This is a genomic window from Phenylobacterium sp. 58.2.17, from assembly GCF_026411515.1.
GTDB lineage: Bacteria > Pseudomonadota > Alphaproteobacteria > Caulobacterales > Caulobacteraceae > Phenylobacterium.
This window is the reverse complement of the sequence record NZ_JAPMTQ010000001.1, coordinates 128,889-146,772: the sequence shown is the minus strand read 5'-3', so window position 1 is coordinate 146,772 and position 17,884 is coordinate 128,889. Positions and strand designations below refer to the sequence as shown.

Sequence of the window (17,884 nt, the reverse complement as noted above, 5' to 3'; positions counted from 1 at the left end):
ATCCAACAGACCAATGCCAACATCTGCCTGGTTGCTGAAAGGTGGGCTAGAGGCAAATGCCTATTGTACGCGACTGGAGCTCAAAGCCGAGGGGTACGGGGCCATCAATGAAGGCGATTGGGTCCTAATTGTAGGCGAACCTACCGATATCACGCATGCGGGACGCATCCTTCGGAAGCGCTGTAGCCTCGGATCCGCGCTGATCTACTTTGATCGTCTGCACACCTTTGACCCGCCCATACCGCTAACTGATGCGGAACTCGTGCTGCCACAAGCAACGGCAACAAGGGTGAGGTGGGACGACTTCACCAGAACACTCGCTAAATCCGACATCGAAACTCCGGGGCAAATCCCAATGGTGGAAGACGTCGGCTACGTACGCGACCTCCTGGAGCTCGCCGTCCGTGACGACCTTCTCGGCCCAGCTGGCGGCCCACACGAGCTGATCAAGGACATGAGCGTCCGCGATCGCTACCTTGTCGGCAAGCTTGCGCCGCGCCGGCCGGCTGACGGCCTCTCCCCTGAAGCCGAACCAGCCGCGGCAGCTGACGATGCTCGTGACCTTGAGGACGAACGCGCCGCGCCTCTGCACGAACCCGGCGCCGAGTTCTCAAGCGCCTCGGGACGCGTCGAGCCCGAGGACGACGCGCTGGACGAGATCGACACGACGAACAACCAGTCGCTGGTGCCGTCGAGCGTTGGACTGACCTTCTGCGTGGCAGCCGATGTCGAGGCGCTCGAGGTCGAGGCTACCTGGGGACGTTACGAGCGCGTCCCCGGCGACGAGCACGAGGTGGTCAAGCATCGGCGCGACCGGCAGACGGGCCACGAGGAAGAGGTCAAGGTCAGAGTTTGGCGTCGGATTCCCTGCGGAGGTCCCGCTCGTCTCCAGTTGGTCGACGGCCAAATCAAACCGATAACGCCCGATCGCGATCAGCAGGACGTGCGGCTTCAGGGCACGATCCGGACCAACGGTAATGGCGAGCGCCTAGTAACTTTGTTTCTCGTGAACGGGCAATTGGAGCCGGAAGAGAACAAGGACAGCGCCTGGGTCTTCCAACCGGAAATCGCCGTCGCCGCCTCTCCGGAGCGCGCCGACAAGGCCGTGTTCAGGCGGCGACCCAGCAACAATGTCGTCGTGGACGACCCGGAGCACGATCGGCTGGCGCTGATCTATCGCAATCGCCTCGAATTCGCCGTTGGTCACGGTGTATCGGTCCACGTGGAAGTCAGCTCCGCGGAGCCCGACAAGGCGCTCCGAGTCCGGACTGAAATCGTTCCCCGTTACGAGGTCGCGGTGACCGAGACACCGGGCTCCGATCCCGGCGATCGCCCGGCGATGCGTCGCATGGTGGAGCAGGGTTGGCTCGATATGGCCAAGCTGGCCGACTTGGACGCGGGCCAACTCGAAAATGCGCTTTCTTGCCTAGTCGACGACTACGGCGCTTGGATCGAGGATCAACGACAACGGATCGGAACCGAAATCTTTGGTTTCGAGGAAGCCAGCGCCGACGTAATCGCCAGATGCGAGGAGGCGCTCCTTCGGCTCCGCCACGGCGTCGAAACCGTCCTGCGGGACGAAAAGGCGCTCCAGGCGTTCCGTTTCGCCAATCGCTCGATGGCGATGCAGCGCGTTCGAAGCCTCTATGCGCTCAAGCGACGTCGGAACGAGCCCGCTGATCTCAAGGCGTTGAACATTCCTAAGAACAGGTCGTGGCGGCCGTTCCAGCTGGCGTTCCTTCTGCTCGCCATCCCGTCGCTGGCGGATCCGACCCACCCCGACCGCAGTCGGCCGGCAGAGGGTTTCGCCGATTTGCTCTGGTTCCCGACCGGCGGTGGCAAGACCGAGGCCTACCTGGGCGTAGCGGCTTTCGCGATGGGCATCAGGCGATTGAAGAGCGATCTCGGCGGCCTGGATGGATCGCGCGGGCTCGCCGTGATCATGCGCTACACGCTACGACTGCTCACCCTGCAGCAGTTCCAGCGTGCTGCGACACTACTCTGCGCGATGGAAGCGTTGCGCCGCGCCGACGCTCGGACCTGGGGCAATGAGCCATTCTCCCTCGGCTTGTGGGTGGGAAATCGCGTCACGCCAGGGACCACGGAGGTGTCGCATCAGGCCATCGAGGCTCTGCGGAACAAGGATCGGAATACGGCGGGGATGTCGTCGCCGGCGCAGTTGACGAGCTGCCCGTGGTGCGGTTCCGAAATCGCGCCCGGTCGCGAGATCGAGGTCGATCGGATTGGGGGACGCACGAGCATCTTCTGCGGCGACAAGCTGGGCCAATGCGAATTCTCGCGCGCACGATCCAGCGGCCACGCTCAGCCTGGGCTGCCGGTGAAAGTCGTCGACGAGGAGATCTACCACCGTCCTCCGACCATGTTGATCGCGACCGTCGACAAGTTCGCGATGATGGCTTGGCGGCCCGAGGTTCGAAACCTGTTCGGGCGCGTCGGGCAGGAGTGCGAGCGTCATGGGATGCTCTGGCCTGGTCACGACTGCGGAACGGGTCACAGAGCCAATCGGGGATATCCTGTGGCGGCGGTGAAGACTGCGCGCGAGGTTCGTCCGCCGGATCTCGTGATTCAGGACGAGTTCCATCTCATCAGCGGTCCGTTGGGGACGATGGTGGGGCTGTATGAAAGCGCTGTCGACCAGCTCAGCTGCTGGAGTATCGGATCGGCCAAGATCCGACCGAAAATCGTCGCCTCGACAGCGACCGTGCGACGCGCTGAGGATCAAGTCCGCAACGTCTTCATGCGGCGGCTTGCGGTGTTCCCGCCGTCCGGCCTGGACGTCGAGGACAACTTCTTTTCCGTACAGCGTCCAATCGAACAGAAACCGGGCAGGCGCTATCTCGGCATATGTGCGCCAGGAAGTTCGAGACCCGCCGTTCTGATCAGGACCTACACGGCGTTCCTCACGGCTGCGCAATCGCTGTTCGACCGGTTCGGCCCAATAGCAGACCCGTACATGACGCTGGTCGGCTATTTCAATTCGCTGCGGGAACTTGGAGGTATGAAGCGGCTGGCCGAAGACGATGTTCAGACGCGTTCCTTCCGCGTCAACATGAGCCTCGTCGAGCGACCGGGGTTGGCGCAGCGAGCGGTCAATGTCGTGAGAGAGCTGACCTCGCGAGTATCGAGCCAGCAAATCCCACGCTACCTCGACGAGCTTGAGATGCCGTTTCGCGGCACGTTCGACAAAGGCGAGGACAAGTGGCTGCCCGACCGCAAGAAGGACGATCCCTGGGCGATCGACGTCGTCTTGGCGACGAACATGCTTTCGGTCGGAGTCGACGTGAACCGGCTTGGGGTCATGGTCGTCAACGGTCAGCCCAAGGGAACCGCAGAATACATTCAAGCGACGAGCCGGGTGGGGCGTGCCCATCCTGGGCTCGTGGCGGCCGTCTTCACATGGGCTCGGCCACGAGACCTCTCGCACTACGAGACGTTCGAGCACTACCACGCGACCTTCTACCAACACGTGGAAGCCCAGTCCGTCACACCATTCTCTCCGCGAGCCCTAGACCGTGGGCTTACGGGCGCGATGCTTTCGGTGATGCGTCAAACCTACGATCCCTTCGCGCCCAACCCAGGAGCTGCCTCCCTGAACAGCCCCAGCCGGCCAGAAATGCAGGAGACGATCGCGGTCGTCGCGGAGCGCGCCTGGGAGGTGACCGAAGATTCCCACAAGAGAAACTTGGTCGAAGCGGAGCTGAAAAGTCGCGCGGACGAGTGGGCGAGTGAAGCCGCCGTCGGCGGGCGCGCTCTCGTCTACGAAAAGCGCGGGGCGGGCCCGACAGCATACCCGCTGCTGTCGCCTCCTGGGGTGAAGGCCTGGACGGACTGGACGGTTCCCATGTCGATGCGCGAGGTGGAACCCGGGGTTCGTCTGGTGATGGACGACGACCGCTCGAACGTAGATCCACCCTGGCCGCCCCGCCCGCCCAAGAATGGGGGCGCAGCATGAGCCGGACACCCGTTGGAGAAGTCCGCCCAAGTCAGCTCCTCTGGACCTATGGTCCGGGTGCACTCGTAGATCTGCCCAATCTCTCCGTGGTCACGATGGGGATGGATCGATGGGAGAAGGACAGGTGCTTACCTGTCCAGGAGGCGAGATTGCTCGCCAACGTCCGACGTGTGCTGGGTCCTCAGGTCGAGTCCCTCCGCATCCCGCCCATAGGCGCGCGTGACGGCGTCGACCCCAACTCGGCCGAAGCGCTTATTGGCGTGCCCGTCAGACCGTTTCCGAGATGGCTACGGTGCGTGAAGTGCGGCCTGCTGTCGCCCTACGACGCCGGGCTGTTCAAGCTGAAAGACAACCGATACCGACCCGAAGCGACCCGGTTCGTGCACGAGGCATGCCGAGGGTCGAGTGGAGACCAAAAGCCCAAGGACGCCGACGCGGTGCCCGCACGTTTTCTGACAGCGTGCAGGGCGGGTCATTTGGACGATTTTCCTTGGCACTGGTTCGTGCATGGCGGCCCGAGTGACTGTCGTGGGACCCTCAGGTTCTTCGAAAGCGGCGCCTCGCTTCAGACCGAGAATCTATGGGTCAAGTGCGACGGCTGCTCGTCCGCCCGGAGTCTGGCACAGGCATTCGGACAGGCAGGTCGAGACAATCTGCCGGGGTGCCGCGGGAGACACCCGCATCTCGATAGGTTCGACGAGGATTGCACCGAAGACCCGAGGGCCATCCTACTCGGTGCCGCCAATGGCTGGTTCCCGGTCACCCTGTCCGTCCTGGCCATTCCACAAACCGGCAGCCCGCTGGCTCAGCTGATCGCAGACGGCTGGACCTTCTTCGCGGACGTGAGCTCGGCCGTCGAGGTCGGATTCGTGGTGAAGACGCTTAAGAAGTCGGCCCAACTTCCGGGCATCGAAAAGTTCACCGACGAACAAATCTGGGCGGCGATCGAAACCCATCGGGCAGGCGGAAAGGAGATCGAGCAAAGTGATCTGAAGGAGCCCGAGTGGGACATATTGACGGCCGAAGATCCCCCCACGGACTATCCCTATTTTATGAGCAAGAAGGTGGACGTGCCGACCGGCTTCGAGGCCGCGATTACGCGCGTGCTCCTTCTTGAGCGCTTGCGCGAGGTGAACGCCTTGGTCGGCTTCACCCGGGTCGAATCTCCGGACGAAGGCGGCGGTTCGAGCGCCGCCCCCCGCGCGCCGTTGATGCGCAAGACGCCCGAATGGGTCCCCGCCACCGAGGTCCACGGAGAAGGGATATTCATTCAGTTCGAGCCGCAAGCTCTCGCAAACTGGGCTTCACGCGCCGCGGTCGTCGCCGTGGACAAGCGCCTGCGTGAAGGTCATCGCGGTTGGCGCAACAAGCGTGGTCTGGACCCCAGCGAGGGTTATGCCGGGATCCGGTACGTCATGCTCCACACGCTGGCGCACTTGCTGATACGGGAGCTCGCATTGGAATGCGGCTACAACTCCGCCAGCATCCGTGAGCGGGTGTACGCCGATGTCGACGAGGGCCGGGATCAGGCAGGCATTCTCGTATACACGGCGGCAGCGGATTCCGACGGTACGTTGGGAGGACTCGTCGAGCTCGGGAAACCAGAGAACCTAGGGCGGCTCCTTCGCCAGGCCCTCGACAGGGCGGTCGTCTGCGCATCCGACCCGCTTTGCGCTGAGCACGACCCCTCCAAGGATCAGTCGCTGCACGGAGCCGCTTGTCATGCGTGCTCGTTCGTTTCGGAGACGTCCTGCGAGCGAGGCAACCGTCACTTGGATCGCTCGCTCGTAACGCCCACCCTCGAGGCGCCTGACGCGGCGTTCTTCGGTGGCTCCTGATGGAGGCTCTTCTCGGCCCCATCGTGGAATTGGCTGCGCTCCTCTCCCCGAACAAGATCGAAGCAATCGCCAATAGGCTCCAGAAAGGCCCAGTCACTGACGCGGAGGTTCCGAGTCTGGTGGCGACGGCCCCGGCGAGACGTGCTCTTTGGCGACTGATCTCGGCTATGGACCGAACCTCTTCGAGCGACCTCGTGAGAGGGATGCTTCTGGGGGCCGCGCGCGCCAATGCAGCCGCGCGTGATGCGACCTCGATCGAGCTCGTTTGGACCGGCCCGACCACGAGCGCCGTCCCCACGCGGCGTACAGAGCAGGTTCTGCTCGACGTAATTGGAAGCGCGAAAGAAGAGCTCTTCCTGGTCAGTTTCGTGGCCTACAAGGTGGCATCGGTGGTCGATGCGCTCAATGCCGCAGTCAGGCGGGGCGCGGCGGTCCAGATCCTTATCGAGGCTTCGGTCGGAAAGGGAGGAAGCCTCGACCAGGACATGATCGCGGCCATGCGGGCGAGTGTGCCCGGCGCGACCTTGCTGAGCTGGGTGAACCGGCCGGAACCGTTCAGCGAAGGTCGTGTCCACGCCAAGCTGGCACTGGCCGACGATGAGGCGGCATTCGTCACGAGCGCGAATATCACCGGCTACGCCCTCGAAAAGAATATCGAGGCAGGCCTTCTGGTGCGCGGCACGGACGTCCCGAAAACGCTCCGAGCCCACCTGCACGGACTTGTCGCAACAAAGGTGCTTTCCGTGGTTGCATAGCCGATGGCCTGAGCGACAGCATTTATCCGGCCAAGCGCCCTAGCATCGCTTGGCGGATAAGCTAAGCGACTGATCTCAGGGCGAAATTGGTCGCGAGGCGCCATCTCTCCGGGACTATTCCGTGGCCACCCGTCCTGGTTCAACTGCCCCGCGGCGCTTCAACGACTTTGGCTGGCGGCAGCGATCACGATGAGCTTTCGCATGCGGGGTAAGCGTCGTTCCGACCCCAGTATTCTGAATTCTAGATTAGCTCAATCCCAGGGGTGGCCATTTTTGTTTCTGAACGTTCTGGTCAGTGAATCGTCAACTCTTCGGGCGTCTTTATTATTCGCCGCGTGGCGCAGTGAATGCGATGAATTTATACATATGGACGTTGTGTCTTGAGCATATCCAGGCAAATCATTGTTTTGTCCATCTTGGAAACGATCGTCGCGCGACCCGGGCCAAGCCTGGTTGGGCGGGTCCTTGATGCTGATGAAGGCTGTGCAGAACTCACCAGCGGCCAGCCTGCGGACATGGCCTGCGCACTGGCCCCGAAGGGCGTGCAGCATTGCGGTGTCCGACCACGGACAGCCCCAGGTCATCACCATAGCCGTCAAATGTATGCTTCTGCTGCGCCATGAACTCAGACGACAACGGCCGTGCCGCGCTGGCAGATCGCTTTCTCGCCCGCTTCAGCGCCGCTGATGGCGATGTGTCGCCGCTGTCCTTGATGGCGGACGATTCTGATGGGTATTTCGAGGCGATCATCTGCCGACCGCACGAGTTTTCCGCTGCGATTGATCACGCAACAGACGCGATTCAGGGAACGACGGCTGATCTGATTGGCGGCTCCTTCGCCTCGGCGGCCTGCCTGCCCAGCGGCGCGGTCCAGGTCGCCGATGACGCCTTCAGAGATTGGCTGATGGAGGAGGGGGCTGTCGCCCACCATATCGATGTCCGCGCCGATGGCGGCGCCCAGCTCAGCCTGGTTCTTCAGGGCCGTACTGGACGCCCGGTCGCGGTAACCTCGGCGGGGAGAGCGGCAACGGGGCGGTGGCCGCTTTCGGGCGAGGTGCGCGCCGAGCTGGATGCTGGCCGTGCGACCCACGCGGTCCTGGCCTTTGCCCCTGACGGCGCCGGATGGGCGCGCGCCTCGCGCGCGCTTGGTCTCACCCCGGCGCAATCGCGCCTCGTCATCGCGTTGGTTCTGAAGGGTGACCTCCGGGTGGCCGCGCGCAGCGTCGGCATCAGCTATGAAACCGCCCGCACTACAATTGGCGACGCCATTCAGCGGAGCGGCGCCAAGCGTCAGACGGAACTCGTACGCCTTGTCCTGCGACTGGCGGGGGGCGACCTGCGTGAGCCTGACACGGTCGCGCGGGTCTTCGCTGACCTTTTCGGACTCACACTGCGCCAGGCTCAGATCGCGCGCATCATCGCGTCAGGTGCGACCCGCGCTGAAGCCGCGCGCGTGCTGGGTGTATCGCAACATGCCGTGAAGACTGATCTCAAACACGTCCACGTGACGTGCGGGACGACGAGCGCTCTCGATCTCACGCGGCTGAGCGCAGAGGTCGACGCCTTGACGGGGCTCGCCACCGCCTGCGACGTGCGCGTGGCGCGCCCGGAGCAATCGGCGCCGTTGCGCCTCTTAGCGAGGCCCTGGGCGCCTGGGCGGATTGCAATCTCCGACCATGGGCCGGTCGATGGCTTTCCGGTGTTCATCCTTCACACCCTGACTATGGGCAGGGAGCTATCTCCGCGCTTTGTCGCGGCCCTTCAGGCTCAGGGATTGCGGCCGATCGTCTTTGAACGCTCGGGATTTGGGCTCACCGACTTCGTTCCGGGTGAACCGATCGACACATTCGTCCGAGACTTCGAAGCTGTCATCGACGCGCTTGGATGCGCACGGGTGCTTTTTGTTGGGATCGGGATGACGCATGGCGCGGTCAGTGCGGCCAGCCGCTTGCCAGGCAGAGTCCAGGGGGGCGTTCTCCTAAATCCTGGCCCGCCCGCTAGGTCTGATCGCTCGCGTCGCGGTGTCCTAGGCGCGAGCCGAGCCATCTTCTATGAGCGGCCATGGCTGTCTGAAAAGCTGGCCCGGCTGCTCTCCCAGCGTACGAGCTCAGAAGCGATCGCACGTCTGGTGCTAGATAGCGTGCATGGCAGCTCTGCCGATGTCGCCGCGCTACGGGACACCGCCGAACTCGATGTGGTCGTACGGGCCTGTCGCCAGTGCGCGCAGTCCATGCGGGGTTTCCTCACAGAAATCATCGCCAGGGGAGCGGGCGCGGAGGCCGCGGCTCTGGCTGACGGGCGCGCATGGACGCTCGTTTTCGGCGATCAGGACGCCGTCTTCGATCAATCGGTGTCACTGCCGTACTGGCAGGAGAAGCTTCCGGGGGCGCGAGTCGTCCGCCTGCCGGATGGGGGGCGCATGGTCCATGTGACGCACAGCGTGCTTCTCGCCCAACTCTGCGGCGAGCGGGCCCTTCAGAGGTAGCGCTGGCTTACCTCAAATGGGGGTTCCGCCAATACCGAGCCGCAACTACCGCTGATCGCCTCGCGGGACGCGGGACGCGGGAACCGGGCGGCGTGCCGTTCGGGACCGCTTTGGCACGCAACTTCATTCCTGGGCGGCTTTGGTCGACTGGTGACTAGGGGGAATTATGAAAAGGGATGCTCGCCGACTGGCTCTGGCCGTTGCCTTCAGCTTCGTCGCTTCGCAAGCTGGCGGTACGCAGGCCGATGCAGGGGTGCTGGTCGCTTCGGGCGATGAGTGGACTCTGAGCAACCACGCCTTCACCGCGCCATACGAGACTGGGACCACGGCCTTTGTACAGGACTTGGCCACGACGTTTGGCGGCGCAAATTATCTTCTGTTGACTGGCAACGGAAACGTATCGGACAGCCAACTTAGCCAACTCACCGCGGAGCTCACAGGGCTAGGCAAGAGCGTCCAGAGTTCGAGCAACTTCGATGCCTCCACCATCGCTGGCTACGACGCAGTCTTTCACTTTGGCCAAGGCCTAAGCGCAGAGCAGCTTACGGATCTGGATTCCTACGTGACGGGCGGTGGAAACGCTTACGTTTCCCTTGGCGCAGGTTGGTATGGAACCGCCGCTGGCGAGGCGGCCACCTGGAACCCGTTCCTGGCGAATTACGGGCTGGTGGCCGGCTCGACCTGGTTCACAGCGCCCGGATTTGTCGACGCCACGGTGACCACAGGGCCATCGGGCGCAACCAATCTGATCTGGGGCTATGGCCAGTCCATTGAACGGCTGCCGGCTGGCCAGGGCGTTTCATACGTTCGCGGGAGCTTTGTCGGTGGTCCCGCAGACGTCGGGTTGGTCGGTGCAAGCCGCGCGCTGGGCGTCAGCGCTGTTCCAGAACCGAGCAGCTGGGCGCTGATGATCTTAGGCTTCGGCGTGACTGGTCTTATGATGCGCCGGCGCGTGTCGGCGAGCGTGCCAGCTTGATGGCGCTGGCGAAATAGCGCTCGGCTCATCGTGTGCGGACCCCGCCAGAGTCTGCGAAGACTAGGGCGGGGCGCTGCTTTTGCTTCTGCCCGCGTCCAGTGGAAAGCAGTCGCCTCGCGGAGGCGGGGACTAAGACCGTCGCGACGGTGGTGCTTGGTCGCGCCTGTATCTAGTCGGATCTGCTTGAATCTCACAATGGCATGGGGGCGGAGTAACGCTTACCATTACGCGCCCGGGGCTCCTCCAACGGGCTACGAGCCAAGCTTGACCTTGAGGGTTCGGCCTCCTCATATCGCGCTGTTATCTGGGGGTGGAAGTTGAGCAAGAAAGCGATCGGCCTGGCCGTTGTGGGGGCGGCGGCCTTGTGCATAGTCGCGTTCGCGACACCGTTCCTGACGCTTTGGCGCGTGGCCGCTGCGGTCGAGGCCCGCGATGCCGACCAATTGGAATTGGTGGTGGACTTTCCGGCTGTGCGGGAGGGCCTGCGCAACCAGCTGAACGCCAGGGCGATGCAAGGCGCCGTGGCGGCTCTGTTTGCGCCCGATCTGGTCGACTCCGTGATCGACTCCGTCATCACCCCGCAGGGTATGATCGGCTTGATCGCGACCGGTGAGGTGCTTAGCGACGACGCTCCGGTGGCGAAAAGCCAGGCCGGAGATCGACCGAAATTCAAACTTCACCGTGCGCGCTTTCTGAGCCTGAACCGGTTCAAGGCGACGATGGGGCCTGACGCCACGAGCACTGTGGAGCTCGTGCTGGATCGATCGGGCCTGTTTGGTTGGAAGATCGCGCGCGTGAACCTTCTGGACCCAGCGCCAGCGCCAGCGGTCAGCGCGCCGAGCGAGCAGGCGGACGTCGGCGGGCCGGATCACGCGACGCAGTATCCCGCGGTGTCAGAGTTAGATGCGGACGGGCGGCCGAGCGCCGGCGCGCCCTATGGCGTTTGGCGAGCCTACCTCGTCTCGAACGGAGTGACGCCGGACCCAGATTGGGCGGGGGATGGCGGAAAGGACCTTAGCTGTCGCAGCAAGGAGATGTGCGTCGCCATCTTCCGGTACACCGACAAGGATGGATGGGGGCGCTACCTGGTCGTTGAGACCGATGGCGCCGGGCAGAAGGTGCTGGATGTGCGAGATCCGGTAACCGTGGAGGGGCTGACCCCGATCCCGCCGCCGCCCGCAAGCGATATTCCGAACCTTGTTGCGCAGCCCTATGGAGCCGCACGCAAGCGATTGATCGCCGAGGGCTACTTGCCGACGAGGGCCTATCAAGCGGAGCCCACGCGCGCCTGCGCTAAGGCGATTGAAGCAGGGGACTTCATCGACTGTGAGGACGACCTCGACTTGCCGGAAGTCGCGAACTGTTCGGGGACCGGGCGAGGGTACTGCGTCGCCTACTGGCTTGGAGGGGATGGTCGGGTGCTGAAGGTGACCACCATCGGAGAGCCACAGCCTGGCGGTGTCTACAACATGGAGTGGGCCTCAAAGCAGGACCTTGCGGAGCTGCCGCAGGGCTGGCGCCCATAGACCCCGGGATCTGAACGGCGGCTCCGGTCCGGCCTAATCTGCGGCTTTGATGGCTTGCGGGGCGGCCGCGCAGTTCTCGAGTCCGCGGGCCAGCGGCAGCGTCGTACCGCTGTGGTCGGCAATGATCGCTGTAGCGCCATGGTCTCCGGGGATGACCGATTGGGGGCGATCGAGCGTTGAAAGCGCTTGAGCGGCTTCATCGGGCGTATCGACACCCAACTGGTCGTAAAGAGACAGGCATTTGCCGCCAGCGACCGACGAGCGTCTCAAAGCGCACTGCGTCACCCGCGTAGAGGGCTCGTAGGGCGTCTTCATAACCTGCGAGATGTCCCGCGAGCGCATACATCACACGATAGGTCGCGGTCTGAGCCTTGCGGTGGCGGTCTAGGTCGGCGTTGTCCTGTTGAGCCTGTTCCACCAGCCGCCGGAGCGCCGCTGATGCGCCGCCAGGCTGTTCTTGTAGCCAGGTCCAATGCTTGGGCAGCAGCGTGACCTCGCGCGCAGTCACGCCGAGTTTTGGGCGTCCACGGGCGCGGGGCGCATCGGGCTGAGGCGCCTCGGAAGGGCGTAGTCGCCTTACGACGTCCTGTGGCCCCCCGCGAAGGTCGAGATCGACAACGCTGCCGGTGGCGTCATCGAATACGATGGGCATCTCCGCCTGCCGGTCCTGTGCCTGGTGGGCGGCAAGGGCCACGACTTCCAGGTCTCCGGCGGCGAGGCGCGCAGTTCCGACAAAAACGGTGAAGGTCGGCAGCATATGCGTGTCCCCTGTCCGTCGCCTGGCGACTTCCGACGCCCGACGAGGCTTGTCAATCTGCCCGGGTAAAAAACGGCGAGTAGAGCACAAGCCGCACGCAGATCCGTGGCCAGGGTCCAAAGTGCGCCGCTCTGGGCCGAGGGAAGGGGGATGCACAGGCTGTCGCGGCCACGCTTCGCGCGCGTAAACCGTCTTGGGCCACGTCCACCGATTGCGCAAACATTGTGTCCCGGGCGGCGTCCTTCGAAGCGGGCGCGTCCTAATGGTTGGGGGTGAGGGGCCTGTGCCGCGCTGGCGTTGCCCCCTGCGCCAGACCATTGAGCCGTCGCGTTCGCGCCTCATAGGCCTGCGCCCAAACCAGACGTAGCCGTAGCTTAAGGAAAACAGTCTGCGAGCCAAGCAAGGCGCCGCATGTCAAGTATGGGGCTCCCATTGCTGCAGCTCGCTCGATGGCCCATGGCTAAGCTGCAAGGGGTTCCGCGTGAACCTAGTGAGCGTGTCGAGCGAGACCGGGACGCGCCCCGAGCTGGTCCGGTTCAAGCCGACCAAGCGCTAGACGCCGCTTCGGCTCAACGTGCGTCTGGCAACTACGAAGTGAGGGACTGAATGCTCAAGCTGCAAACCGCAACAAGCGCTGTCGAGTTCGACTACGAAGAGCTGCATGACGCTAGTGAGATCGCGATCGAACTGCGAACCCTTGAGAGCCCCATCAACGAGTGGGGGGATGATGCGCTCGCAAGCTGCGAGGGACGCGTTGTCGGGTACCGTTTGGGCCCGTTTGAGGCGCTCGTTGAACTCGGCGTGAAGCTCCCGGTGACGCTGACGCTCTACCGTACCTGGAACAGCTCAGTCGAAGATTTCGCCCGCCAGCCAGATAGCCAAAACGGCCGGGTCGCTGTGACGATCGGGCGCTTTGAGAGTTCCAGGTACGAATGCCTCGTTGCGGCGCTGGACGAGGATGAGAGGCTTCTGCAGCGGCTCGCGGTATCGATGCTCGCCGCCAGAGCTAGCGGCGAGCAGGTCGTCGAGGTCGTTCTGCGCAGGTCCCTCGAAGAGATGCGCGCCTTTGATGGCGCGCGGCTGGAGGTGGGAGACGGAAGTCTAAGGCCCTTCATCGAGGACTATGCGGACCGCGATCTCGGGATCGAGGTCTATGGTGACGATGGTTTTCTCCAGGGCCTCGACGCACGGGAGTCTGAACCTCCGACGATCTATTTTGAATCGCTTGAGGCGGGCTTCGCGATCCGCCTTCCGAAACCGGCAAAGTCCGGGGAGGGGAGCGCCGCCGTCGCCAAGCGCCGCATCCCCCGAACCATGTAGTCACGTTGCGTGCTGCGCGGGGCGCCCGGGCATGATCGTCAGCGACGACGGCGCGGAGTGCGCCTCCAACGCCATCCTCAGTTGGGCCGGCGAGATCAGTATCGGCCGGGGCGCCGCGAACCTTGGCCGCTCCGCGCCCCGGCGTCTTGCAACTCCAGCTCTCCCGGCCCTGGCCCGAGCATTGCGCTGGAGCGCTCACAACGGCCCTTTCGCGCCTTAGGAGGCCGCTGATGAGCTGGGTCATTCTGGCGTTCTTGCTGCTGATCGTGCTGATCATGCTGATCGGCGTCGGCGGCGCCCCGGTCATCTGGCTGATCTCGATCATCGCCGTGTTGGCGTGGTGGACGCTCCGGGCCGTGGTGACGATCGCCGTCGGGCTAGTCTGCGCCCTCCTGCTACCGATCCTCAAATTGATGGACCCTGAAACTTGGAAGACAGTCCGCAGGGCCGTGCGCGATAGGCGGCGTTGAGCCGCGTTTCCAAGGTCCAGGAACGTGCCCGTGCGTCCAGGCGGCCGGCGGCTGACGACATCTCAGAGCACTGCAATCAGGCCGCTCGGAATACGTCCTCGAACGCCAGCATCGACGCTAACGGCGCGCCGTAGCTTACGAGACGAACATCGAGGGGGCGGCCCTTGAAGAGGTCCAGAGTTCGCTCGATAGCCTGATCGATCCAGGCATCCCTGTTGCCGAAGGCGCCGCCGCCGAGCCGGGTGAGCAGCACGGTGTTCGAGGCGCCGCGCTGGGCGTTGTGGAGCGCGGCCCAGAGTGTTGCTTCGTAGGCCGCTTCCAGAACGAGCTTGGCGAAAGGCGCCCAGAGTTCGGCGGGTTGCACGCCATAGGCCACCGGCAATGCCGAGCAGAAGGCCTGCGAGATGAGCTGCCGAGGCTGAGCGTCACGCTCGGTGGCCTCAACGTCCCGATGCAGGCCGATCCGCAAGCTGGCCCGAAGCTCGTCACGGCCGGCCTCATCTAGGCTTGAGATCAGGTCCGAGATCGCCTCCAGGCCCTCACGCGTGCAGAGAGCATAGCCGTTTCGCATGGTCCAAAGGCTTGTGACCGGGCGCTCCAGCGCCGCTGCGAGCCATCGGCCGACACCCGCCAGCCCGTCGAGCTGGCGGGCCGCCGTTTGACCAAATTCGCCATCCACTGGGGCGAAGTAGTTCCGATAGATCGTGGCCGCGCCGGCGGCGATGGCGCAGGCGGGGCCTTGAGTTCGGTCGTAGGCATATCGGGCGACGCCGTCCTCGGGTGTGATGTCGGGGCCCACCATCTCCAGCAGGTTGAACTGTGACGCCACCTGGAAGAGCGCGCCGACATGCTCCTTGGCCTGGTGCATTGCGCGAACATCGCCGGTGACATTGCGGACGGTGAGTTGGCCGTTCCCGGCAGCCGATTGCGAAGCCCGCTCCCGCAGCTCGCCCAGCGAGACGAGCTCCAAGGCGCCAATGTTGTAGGCGGCGCCGTTTCGCAAGGATCGAAGGCGACCGCCTTCCACGGCGAGCTTCTGGCGCGTGGCCTCATAGGATCCCTCGGCGAAGCCGGTCAGGCGTTCGAACCAATTGTGATCGTCGCCCATGCCTTCCCCCTCAGACTGCCCCGAACGTTGGCTGCGTCTCCTGGCGCGCATCATGCCAAGTTCGTCTGGGCGACGGCAGCTGATCGCGCAAATACTGTATCGAGTCTCGATCAGCTTAGCCTGCCGCACGAGGCGACGCCGCCCCTACGTCTTGGCGCTCGAAGGCCATCGTCTGAGACACTAGAACGTCATTGATGGCATGAGCCGCGCGAAAATGTCGTCCGCCTCCGCTAGGCAACTGAACACGATCTCATCGCTCACCCCGTGGTGACCGTGCTCGTCGTAGAGATCGGCCCATGGCGCGTCAGCGAAGTCAAAGGCCGACAGACCAGTGCGGGCGATCACGGCGCGGTCGACCCGGTCCATGAAGACGGCGAACCCGATGTCAGGGTGGTGTTGGGCATACTCGAACGAGCGCGCGGTCATGGGGGAGCTCCTGCAGCATCTGAATGCTGGAGCTTCGGCTGAAGGGCGCCGCAGTTGCGGCCTGGTCCTGGCCGCGAACTAAGTGTGGGGGGGGGCAGGGGACCTTTGTGATGTGTCCAAGCGATTGGTCATCGCTTGTGGCTGACCGATAAGATGCTGACGAGATGAGGAAAAGTGGGATGGGAAGGGCTGCGGTTCGGGACTATTCCGGGCGTGTGGCGCGCGCCTTTTCGCGTTTTCGGTTCGCGTCCTTGGCGCAGACGAATATCGCCCGCTCGACGTCGATCGCGCGCCAGGGCGCGCTGGGCCGTGGTGCAAGATCGCTTAGCTGGCTGGCGGCGTGGCGCAGAAACTCGCACCAGGCCTGGTACCCACGAGACATGGCGACCGTCTGGCCGCTGCTGAACGTCCCCTGGGCGGTCCAGGCCCACGCGCCGAGGTGCTCGTCGAGCCACGCCTCGAGCGCGCTCTTGTTCGGCTCCAGGCGGATCGCCGCCAGGTAACGATAAATCTGCTGATCGAAGATGCCACATCGCTCGGGCGCCAGGCAGGCGACGAGCTTTGAGGCGAACGACGTGCTGCCGACGCCATGCAGCGGCTCGCACGCGGCCAGCGCTTGCCCAAACTCGCCAGCGTCAACACGGGCGATGACCGCTGTCAGGTGCGCGCCAAGGTCGGCGTCTTCCATGTGCGCTGCGAGCTTGGCCTTGTGGAGCGCGAAACGCTCGTTGCGCGAAAGGTGCCCCCAGAAGATGACCGACAAGAAGCCGAGCTGCCGCCGCTCGGGATTTCCGGAGCGCAGGTCGCTGGCGATGCCGGCTTCAAATTGTGGGTAGGTAAGGGCGGCTTGGTTGATTATGCCATACGTCACGCCCTGCGCCTCGAAGGCCGCCGGGTAGGTGGCCGATGCGAGGGTCAGCCGCGTCTTGGGATAGTCGTACTTGCGCGCGGCTGCGGCCAGCAGATCTGCGATGTGTCGATCCATAAAGCCCATGTCCCCTGTGGCTTTGCGCCTAGCCTTGAGGCCGTCGTTTCCGCACGCGTTATCAACGCGGGCTAGCAAAATCGCTAGGCGCTGGGGAACTATCTTCGACCCGATAGGCGACGCCGCTCGTCACGTCTTTCAACTGGTCGATCCGCTCGCCGTCCCAATGATATGAAAGATGTCGGCCCTGGGCCGGAACGCCGATGACGTCCGGATAGAAGGCGCCTAGGCAGTCGGCGCCCGGCTGGCGAACGCTCGGATAGACTACGCCATTGGAGCCGCCGGCGCGCAGTTCGGCGCCAAGCGCTTGGCTGGCGCTGTAGTTGTCGGGAGCCAGGCAGCCGGCCCAGTCTCCGCCCGTCCGCAGATCGTGAAGCTCCGCCTCGACCTTGCCGATCAATTCGCGGAAGTCGGAGGTCCAGCCGGGCGGCTCGTCGGTCGCCGCCATGAAGCGGGCGTGATGATGCATGGTCTCGGCGAGCGCGCCTTCGAAGCTGCTGGCCGCGTAGTAGACGCCAAAGACGCCGTCGGAGAAGCGGCTGGGGCGATCTGGCGAGGCGTGGGTGAAGGGCGCCATCACCCAGGAGGAGCCGGGGCCGCCAACGCGGCGCTCGGCCGGCACCAGATCGAGCCGGCCGATGGAAAGTTCGAACCGCGGATTGGTCTTGGTTTCGGCGCGCGCCAGAGCGTCCCAGTCGGCCGGATCGGCGATGTCCTCGAAGAGGTCGATCGGCGGAAAGCGCGAGCGGATAATGCGGACGGCCTGTGGCCAGGCGACGCGCGAAACCGGCGGCAGGCTCGTCGGCGCTGCGCTCACCAGCCGCCGCGCTCAGCGTCGAGGTAGCGGCGCACGCGCACCAGATCGAGGAGTTCGCCCTGCAGCATCACGTCTAGCGCCGAGCGGCCGCTGAACGCCTGGTTAGGGCGCCTCACCCAGCCGTAGGCGCGGGCAGGCTCGGTGAAGATGATCCGCAGCGCCTTGTGGATGCCCATGAGATTGGAGAGGCGGGCCTTCAGGTCGCGGCCGATGCGCCCAATGTCGCCGGCCTTCCAGCGCGCATAGGTGCGCGGCGAAAGCTCGCCCAGCAGAATGCACGCTTCGGCGTCTGTCAGCTCCCAGAGCCCGAACAGGCGCACAGCCGCGCGCGCCATGGCCAAGCCCTCCGCGTCGGTGATGGCGGGGGAGGCCGGGGTGACCCCGGCCGTACGATCAGAGATTTGGACGAGCTGCACCATGTTTGCCTCTGTGGCGATGTATGGGATAA

The 17,884-nt window shown here is 64.3% G+C and carries 14 protein-coding genes; 8 read left to right on the top strand and 6 right to left on the bottom strand.

Annotated features, from left to right (window positions below; genetic code table 11):
* The first annotated feature begins 355 nt into the window (after window positions 1–355).
* The 6 genes from drmA to OUA97_RS00725 all read left to right on the top strand — a co-directional run bounded on the left by drmA (window position 356) and on the right by OUA97_RS00725 (window position 11,553).
* On the top strand, window positions 356–3,973 hold the full coding sequence (gene drmA, locus OUA97_RS00750) for a DISARM system helicase DrmA (protein ID WP_267229808.1): 3,618 nt from the start codon (window positions 356–358) through the stop codon (window positions 3,971–3,973).
* Complete coding sequence (drmB, locus tag OUA97_RS00745; RefSeq protein WP_267229807.1) at window positions 3,970–5,811, top strand: DUF1998 domain-containing protein; 1,842 nt, start codon at window positions 3,970–3,972, stop codon at window positions 5,809–5,811. Before drmA ends, drmB begins: the two co-directional genes overlap by 4 nt.
* Complete coding sequence (drmC, locus tag OUA97_RS00740; RefSeq protein WP_267229806.1) at window positions 5,811–6,566, top strand: DISARM system phospholipase D-like protein DrmC; 756 nt, start codon at window positions 5,811–5,813, stop codon at window positions 6,564–6,566. Before drmB ends, drmC begins: the two co-directional genes overlap by 1 nt.
* A 619-nt stretch (window positions 6,567–7,185) precedes the next feature.
* Window positions 7,186–9,051: an alpha/beta fold hydrolase gene (locus tag OUA97_RS00735; protein ID WP_267229805.1), complete on the top strand. Its 1,866-nt coding sequence runs from the start codon at window positions 7,186–7,188 to the stop codon at window positions 9,049–9,051.
* Between the two features lie 166 nt (window positions 9,052–9,217).
* Window positions 9,218–10,027, top strand: coding sequence for a PEPxxWA-CTERM sorting domain-containing protein (locus tag OUA97_RS00730; RefSeq protein ID WP_267229804.1), 810 nt, complete (start codon window positions 9,218–9,220; stop codon window positions 10,025–10,027).
* A gap of 317 nt (window positions 10,028–10,344) precedes the next feature.
* Complete coding sequence (locus OUA97_RS00725; RefSeq protein ID WP_267229803.1) at window positions 10,345–11,553, top strand: DUF2939 domain-containing protein; 1,209 nt, start codon at window positions 10,345–10,347, stop codon at window positions 11,551–11,553.
* Between the two features lie 196 nt (window positions 11,554–11,749).
* Here the strand turns inward: OUA97_RS00725 and OUA97_RS00720 are convergent, their stop codons facing one another.
* Window positions 11,750–12,310, bottom strand: coding sequence for a DUF2239 family protein (locus OUA97_RS00720; protein ID WP_267229802.1), 561 nt, complete (start codon window positions 12,308–12,310; stop codon window positions 11,750–11,752).
* A gap of 606 nt (window positions 12,311–12,916) precedes the next feature.
* Between OUA97_RS00720 and OUA97_RS00715 the strand changes: the two genes are divergently transcribed.
* Together OUA97_RS00715 and OUA97_RS00710 are read left to right on the top strand one after the other, a co-directional pair.
* Window positions 12,917–13,630, top strand: a complete 714-nt coding sequence (locus OUA97_RS00715; RefSeq protein ID WP_267229801.1) for a hypothetical protein — start codon at window positions 12,917–12,919, stop codon at window positions 13,628–13,630.
* A 230-nt stretch (window positions 13,631–13,860) separates the two neighbouring features.
* Window positions 13,861–14,100: a hypothetical protein gene (locus OUA97_RS00710; RefSeq protein ID WP_267229800.1), complete on the top strand. Its 240-nt coding sequence runs from the start codon at window positions 13,861–13,863 to the stop codon at window positions 14,098–14,100.
* A 76-nt stretch (window positions 14,101–14,176) separates the two neighbouring features.
* On the opposite strand, the gene OUA97_RS00705 is transcribed toward OUA97_RS00710, so the two are convergent.
* The 5 genes from OUA97_RS00705 to OUA97_RS00685 all read right to left on the bottom strand — a co-directional run bounded on the left by OUA97_RS00705 (window position 14,177) and on the right by OUA97_RS00685 (window position 17,855).
* Window positions 14,177–15,208 carry a hypothetical protein gene (locus OUA97_RS00705; protein WP_267229799.1) on the bottom strand — a complete coding sequence of 344 codons (1,032 nt, stop codon included), beginning with the start codon at window positions 15,206–15,208 and terminating at the stop codon, window positions 14,177–14,179.
* Window positions 15,209–15,388: 180 nt separating this feature from the next.
* Window positions 15,389–15,634 (bottom strand): hypothetical protein, encoded by a 246-nt coding sequence (locus tag OUA97_RS00700; RefSeq protein WP_267229798.1) that lies wholly within the window; start codon window positions 15,632–15,634, stop codon window positions 15,389–15,391.
* A 202-nt stretch (window positions 15,635–15,836) separates the two neighbouring features.
* Window positions 15,837–16,619: a hypothetical protein gene (locus OUA97_RS00695; protein WP_267229797.1), complete on the bottom strand. Its 783-nt coding sequence runs from the start codon at window positions 16,617–16,619 to the stop codon at window positions 15,837–15,839.
* 61 nt (window positions 16,620–16,680) lie between these two features.
* Window positions 16,681–17,436: an RES family NAD+ phosphorylase gene (locus OUA97_RS00690; RefSeq protein ID WP_267229796.1), complete on the bottom strand. Its 756-nt coding sequence runs from the start codon at window positions 17,434–17,436 to the stop codon at window positions 16,681–16,683.
* Window positions 17,433–17,855: an MbcA/ParS/Xre antitoxin family protein gene (locus tag OUA97_RS00685; RefSeq protein WP_267229795.1), complete on the bottom strand. Its 423-nt coding sequence runs from the start codon at window positions 17,853–17,855 to the stop codon at window positions 17,433–17,435. Before OUA97_RS00685 ends, OUA97_RS00690 begins: the two co-directional genes overlap by 4 nt.
* Window positions 17,856–17,884 lie beyond the last annotated feature (29 nt).

Excerpts from the sequence above, each read along its gene's own strand:
- OUA97_RS00730 (WP_267229804.1), top strand. The coding sequence starts at position 9,218 with ATGAAAAGGGATGCTCGCCGACTGGCTCTGGCCGTTGCCTTCAGCTTC.
- drmB (WP_267229807.1), top strand. The coding sequence starts at position 3,970 with ATGAGCCGGACACCCGTTGGAGAAGTCCGCCCAAGTCAGCTCCTCTGG.
- drmA (WP_267229808.1), top strand. The coding sequence starts at position 356 with ATGGTGGAAGACGTCGGCTACGTACGCGACCTCCTGGAGCTCGCCGTC.
- OUA97_RS00685 (WP_267229795.1), bottom strand. The coding sequence starts at position 17,855 with ATGGTGCAGCTCGTCCAAATCTCTGATCGTACGGCCGGGGTCACCCCG.
- OUA97_RS00720 (WP_267229802.1), bottom strand. The coding sequence starts at position 12,310 with ATGCTGCCGACCTTCACCGTTTTTGTCGGAACTGCGCGCCTCGCCGCC.
- OUA97_RS00710 (WP_267229800.1), top strand. The coding sequence starts at position 13,861 with ATGAGCTGGGTCATTCTGGCGTTCTTGCTGCTGATCGTGCTGATCATG.
- OUA97_RS00700 (WP_267229798.1), bottom strand. The coding sequence starts at position 15,634 with ATGACCGCGCGCTCGTTCGAGTATGCCCAACACCACCCTGACATCGGG.
- OUA97_RS00695 (WP_267229797.1), bottom strand. The coding sequence starts at position 16,619 with ATGGATCGACACATCGCAGATCTGCTGGCCGCAGCCGCGCGCAAGTAC.
- drmC (WP_267229806.1), top strand. The coding sequence starts at position 5,811 with ATGGAGGCTCTTCTCGGCCCCATCGTGGAATTGGCTGCGCTCCTCTCC.
- OUA97_RS00735 (WP_267229805.1), top strand. The coding sequence starts at position 7,186 with ATGAACTCAGACGACAACGGCCGTGCCGCGCTGGCAGATCGCTTTCTC.
- OUA97_RS00715 (WP_267229801.1), top strand. The coding sequence starts at position 12,917 with ATGCTCAAGCTGCAAACCGCAACAAGCGCTGTCGAGTTCGACTACGAA.
- OUA97_RS00705 (WP_267229799.1), bottom strand. The coding sequence starts at position 15,208 with ATGGGCGACGATCACAATTGGTTCGAACGCCTGACCGGCTTCGCCGAG.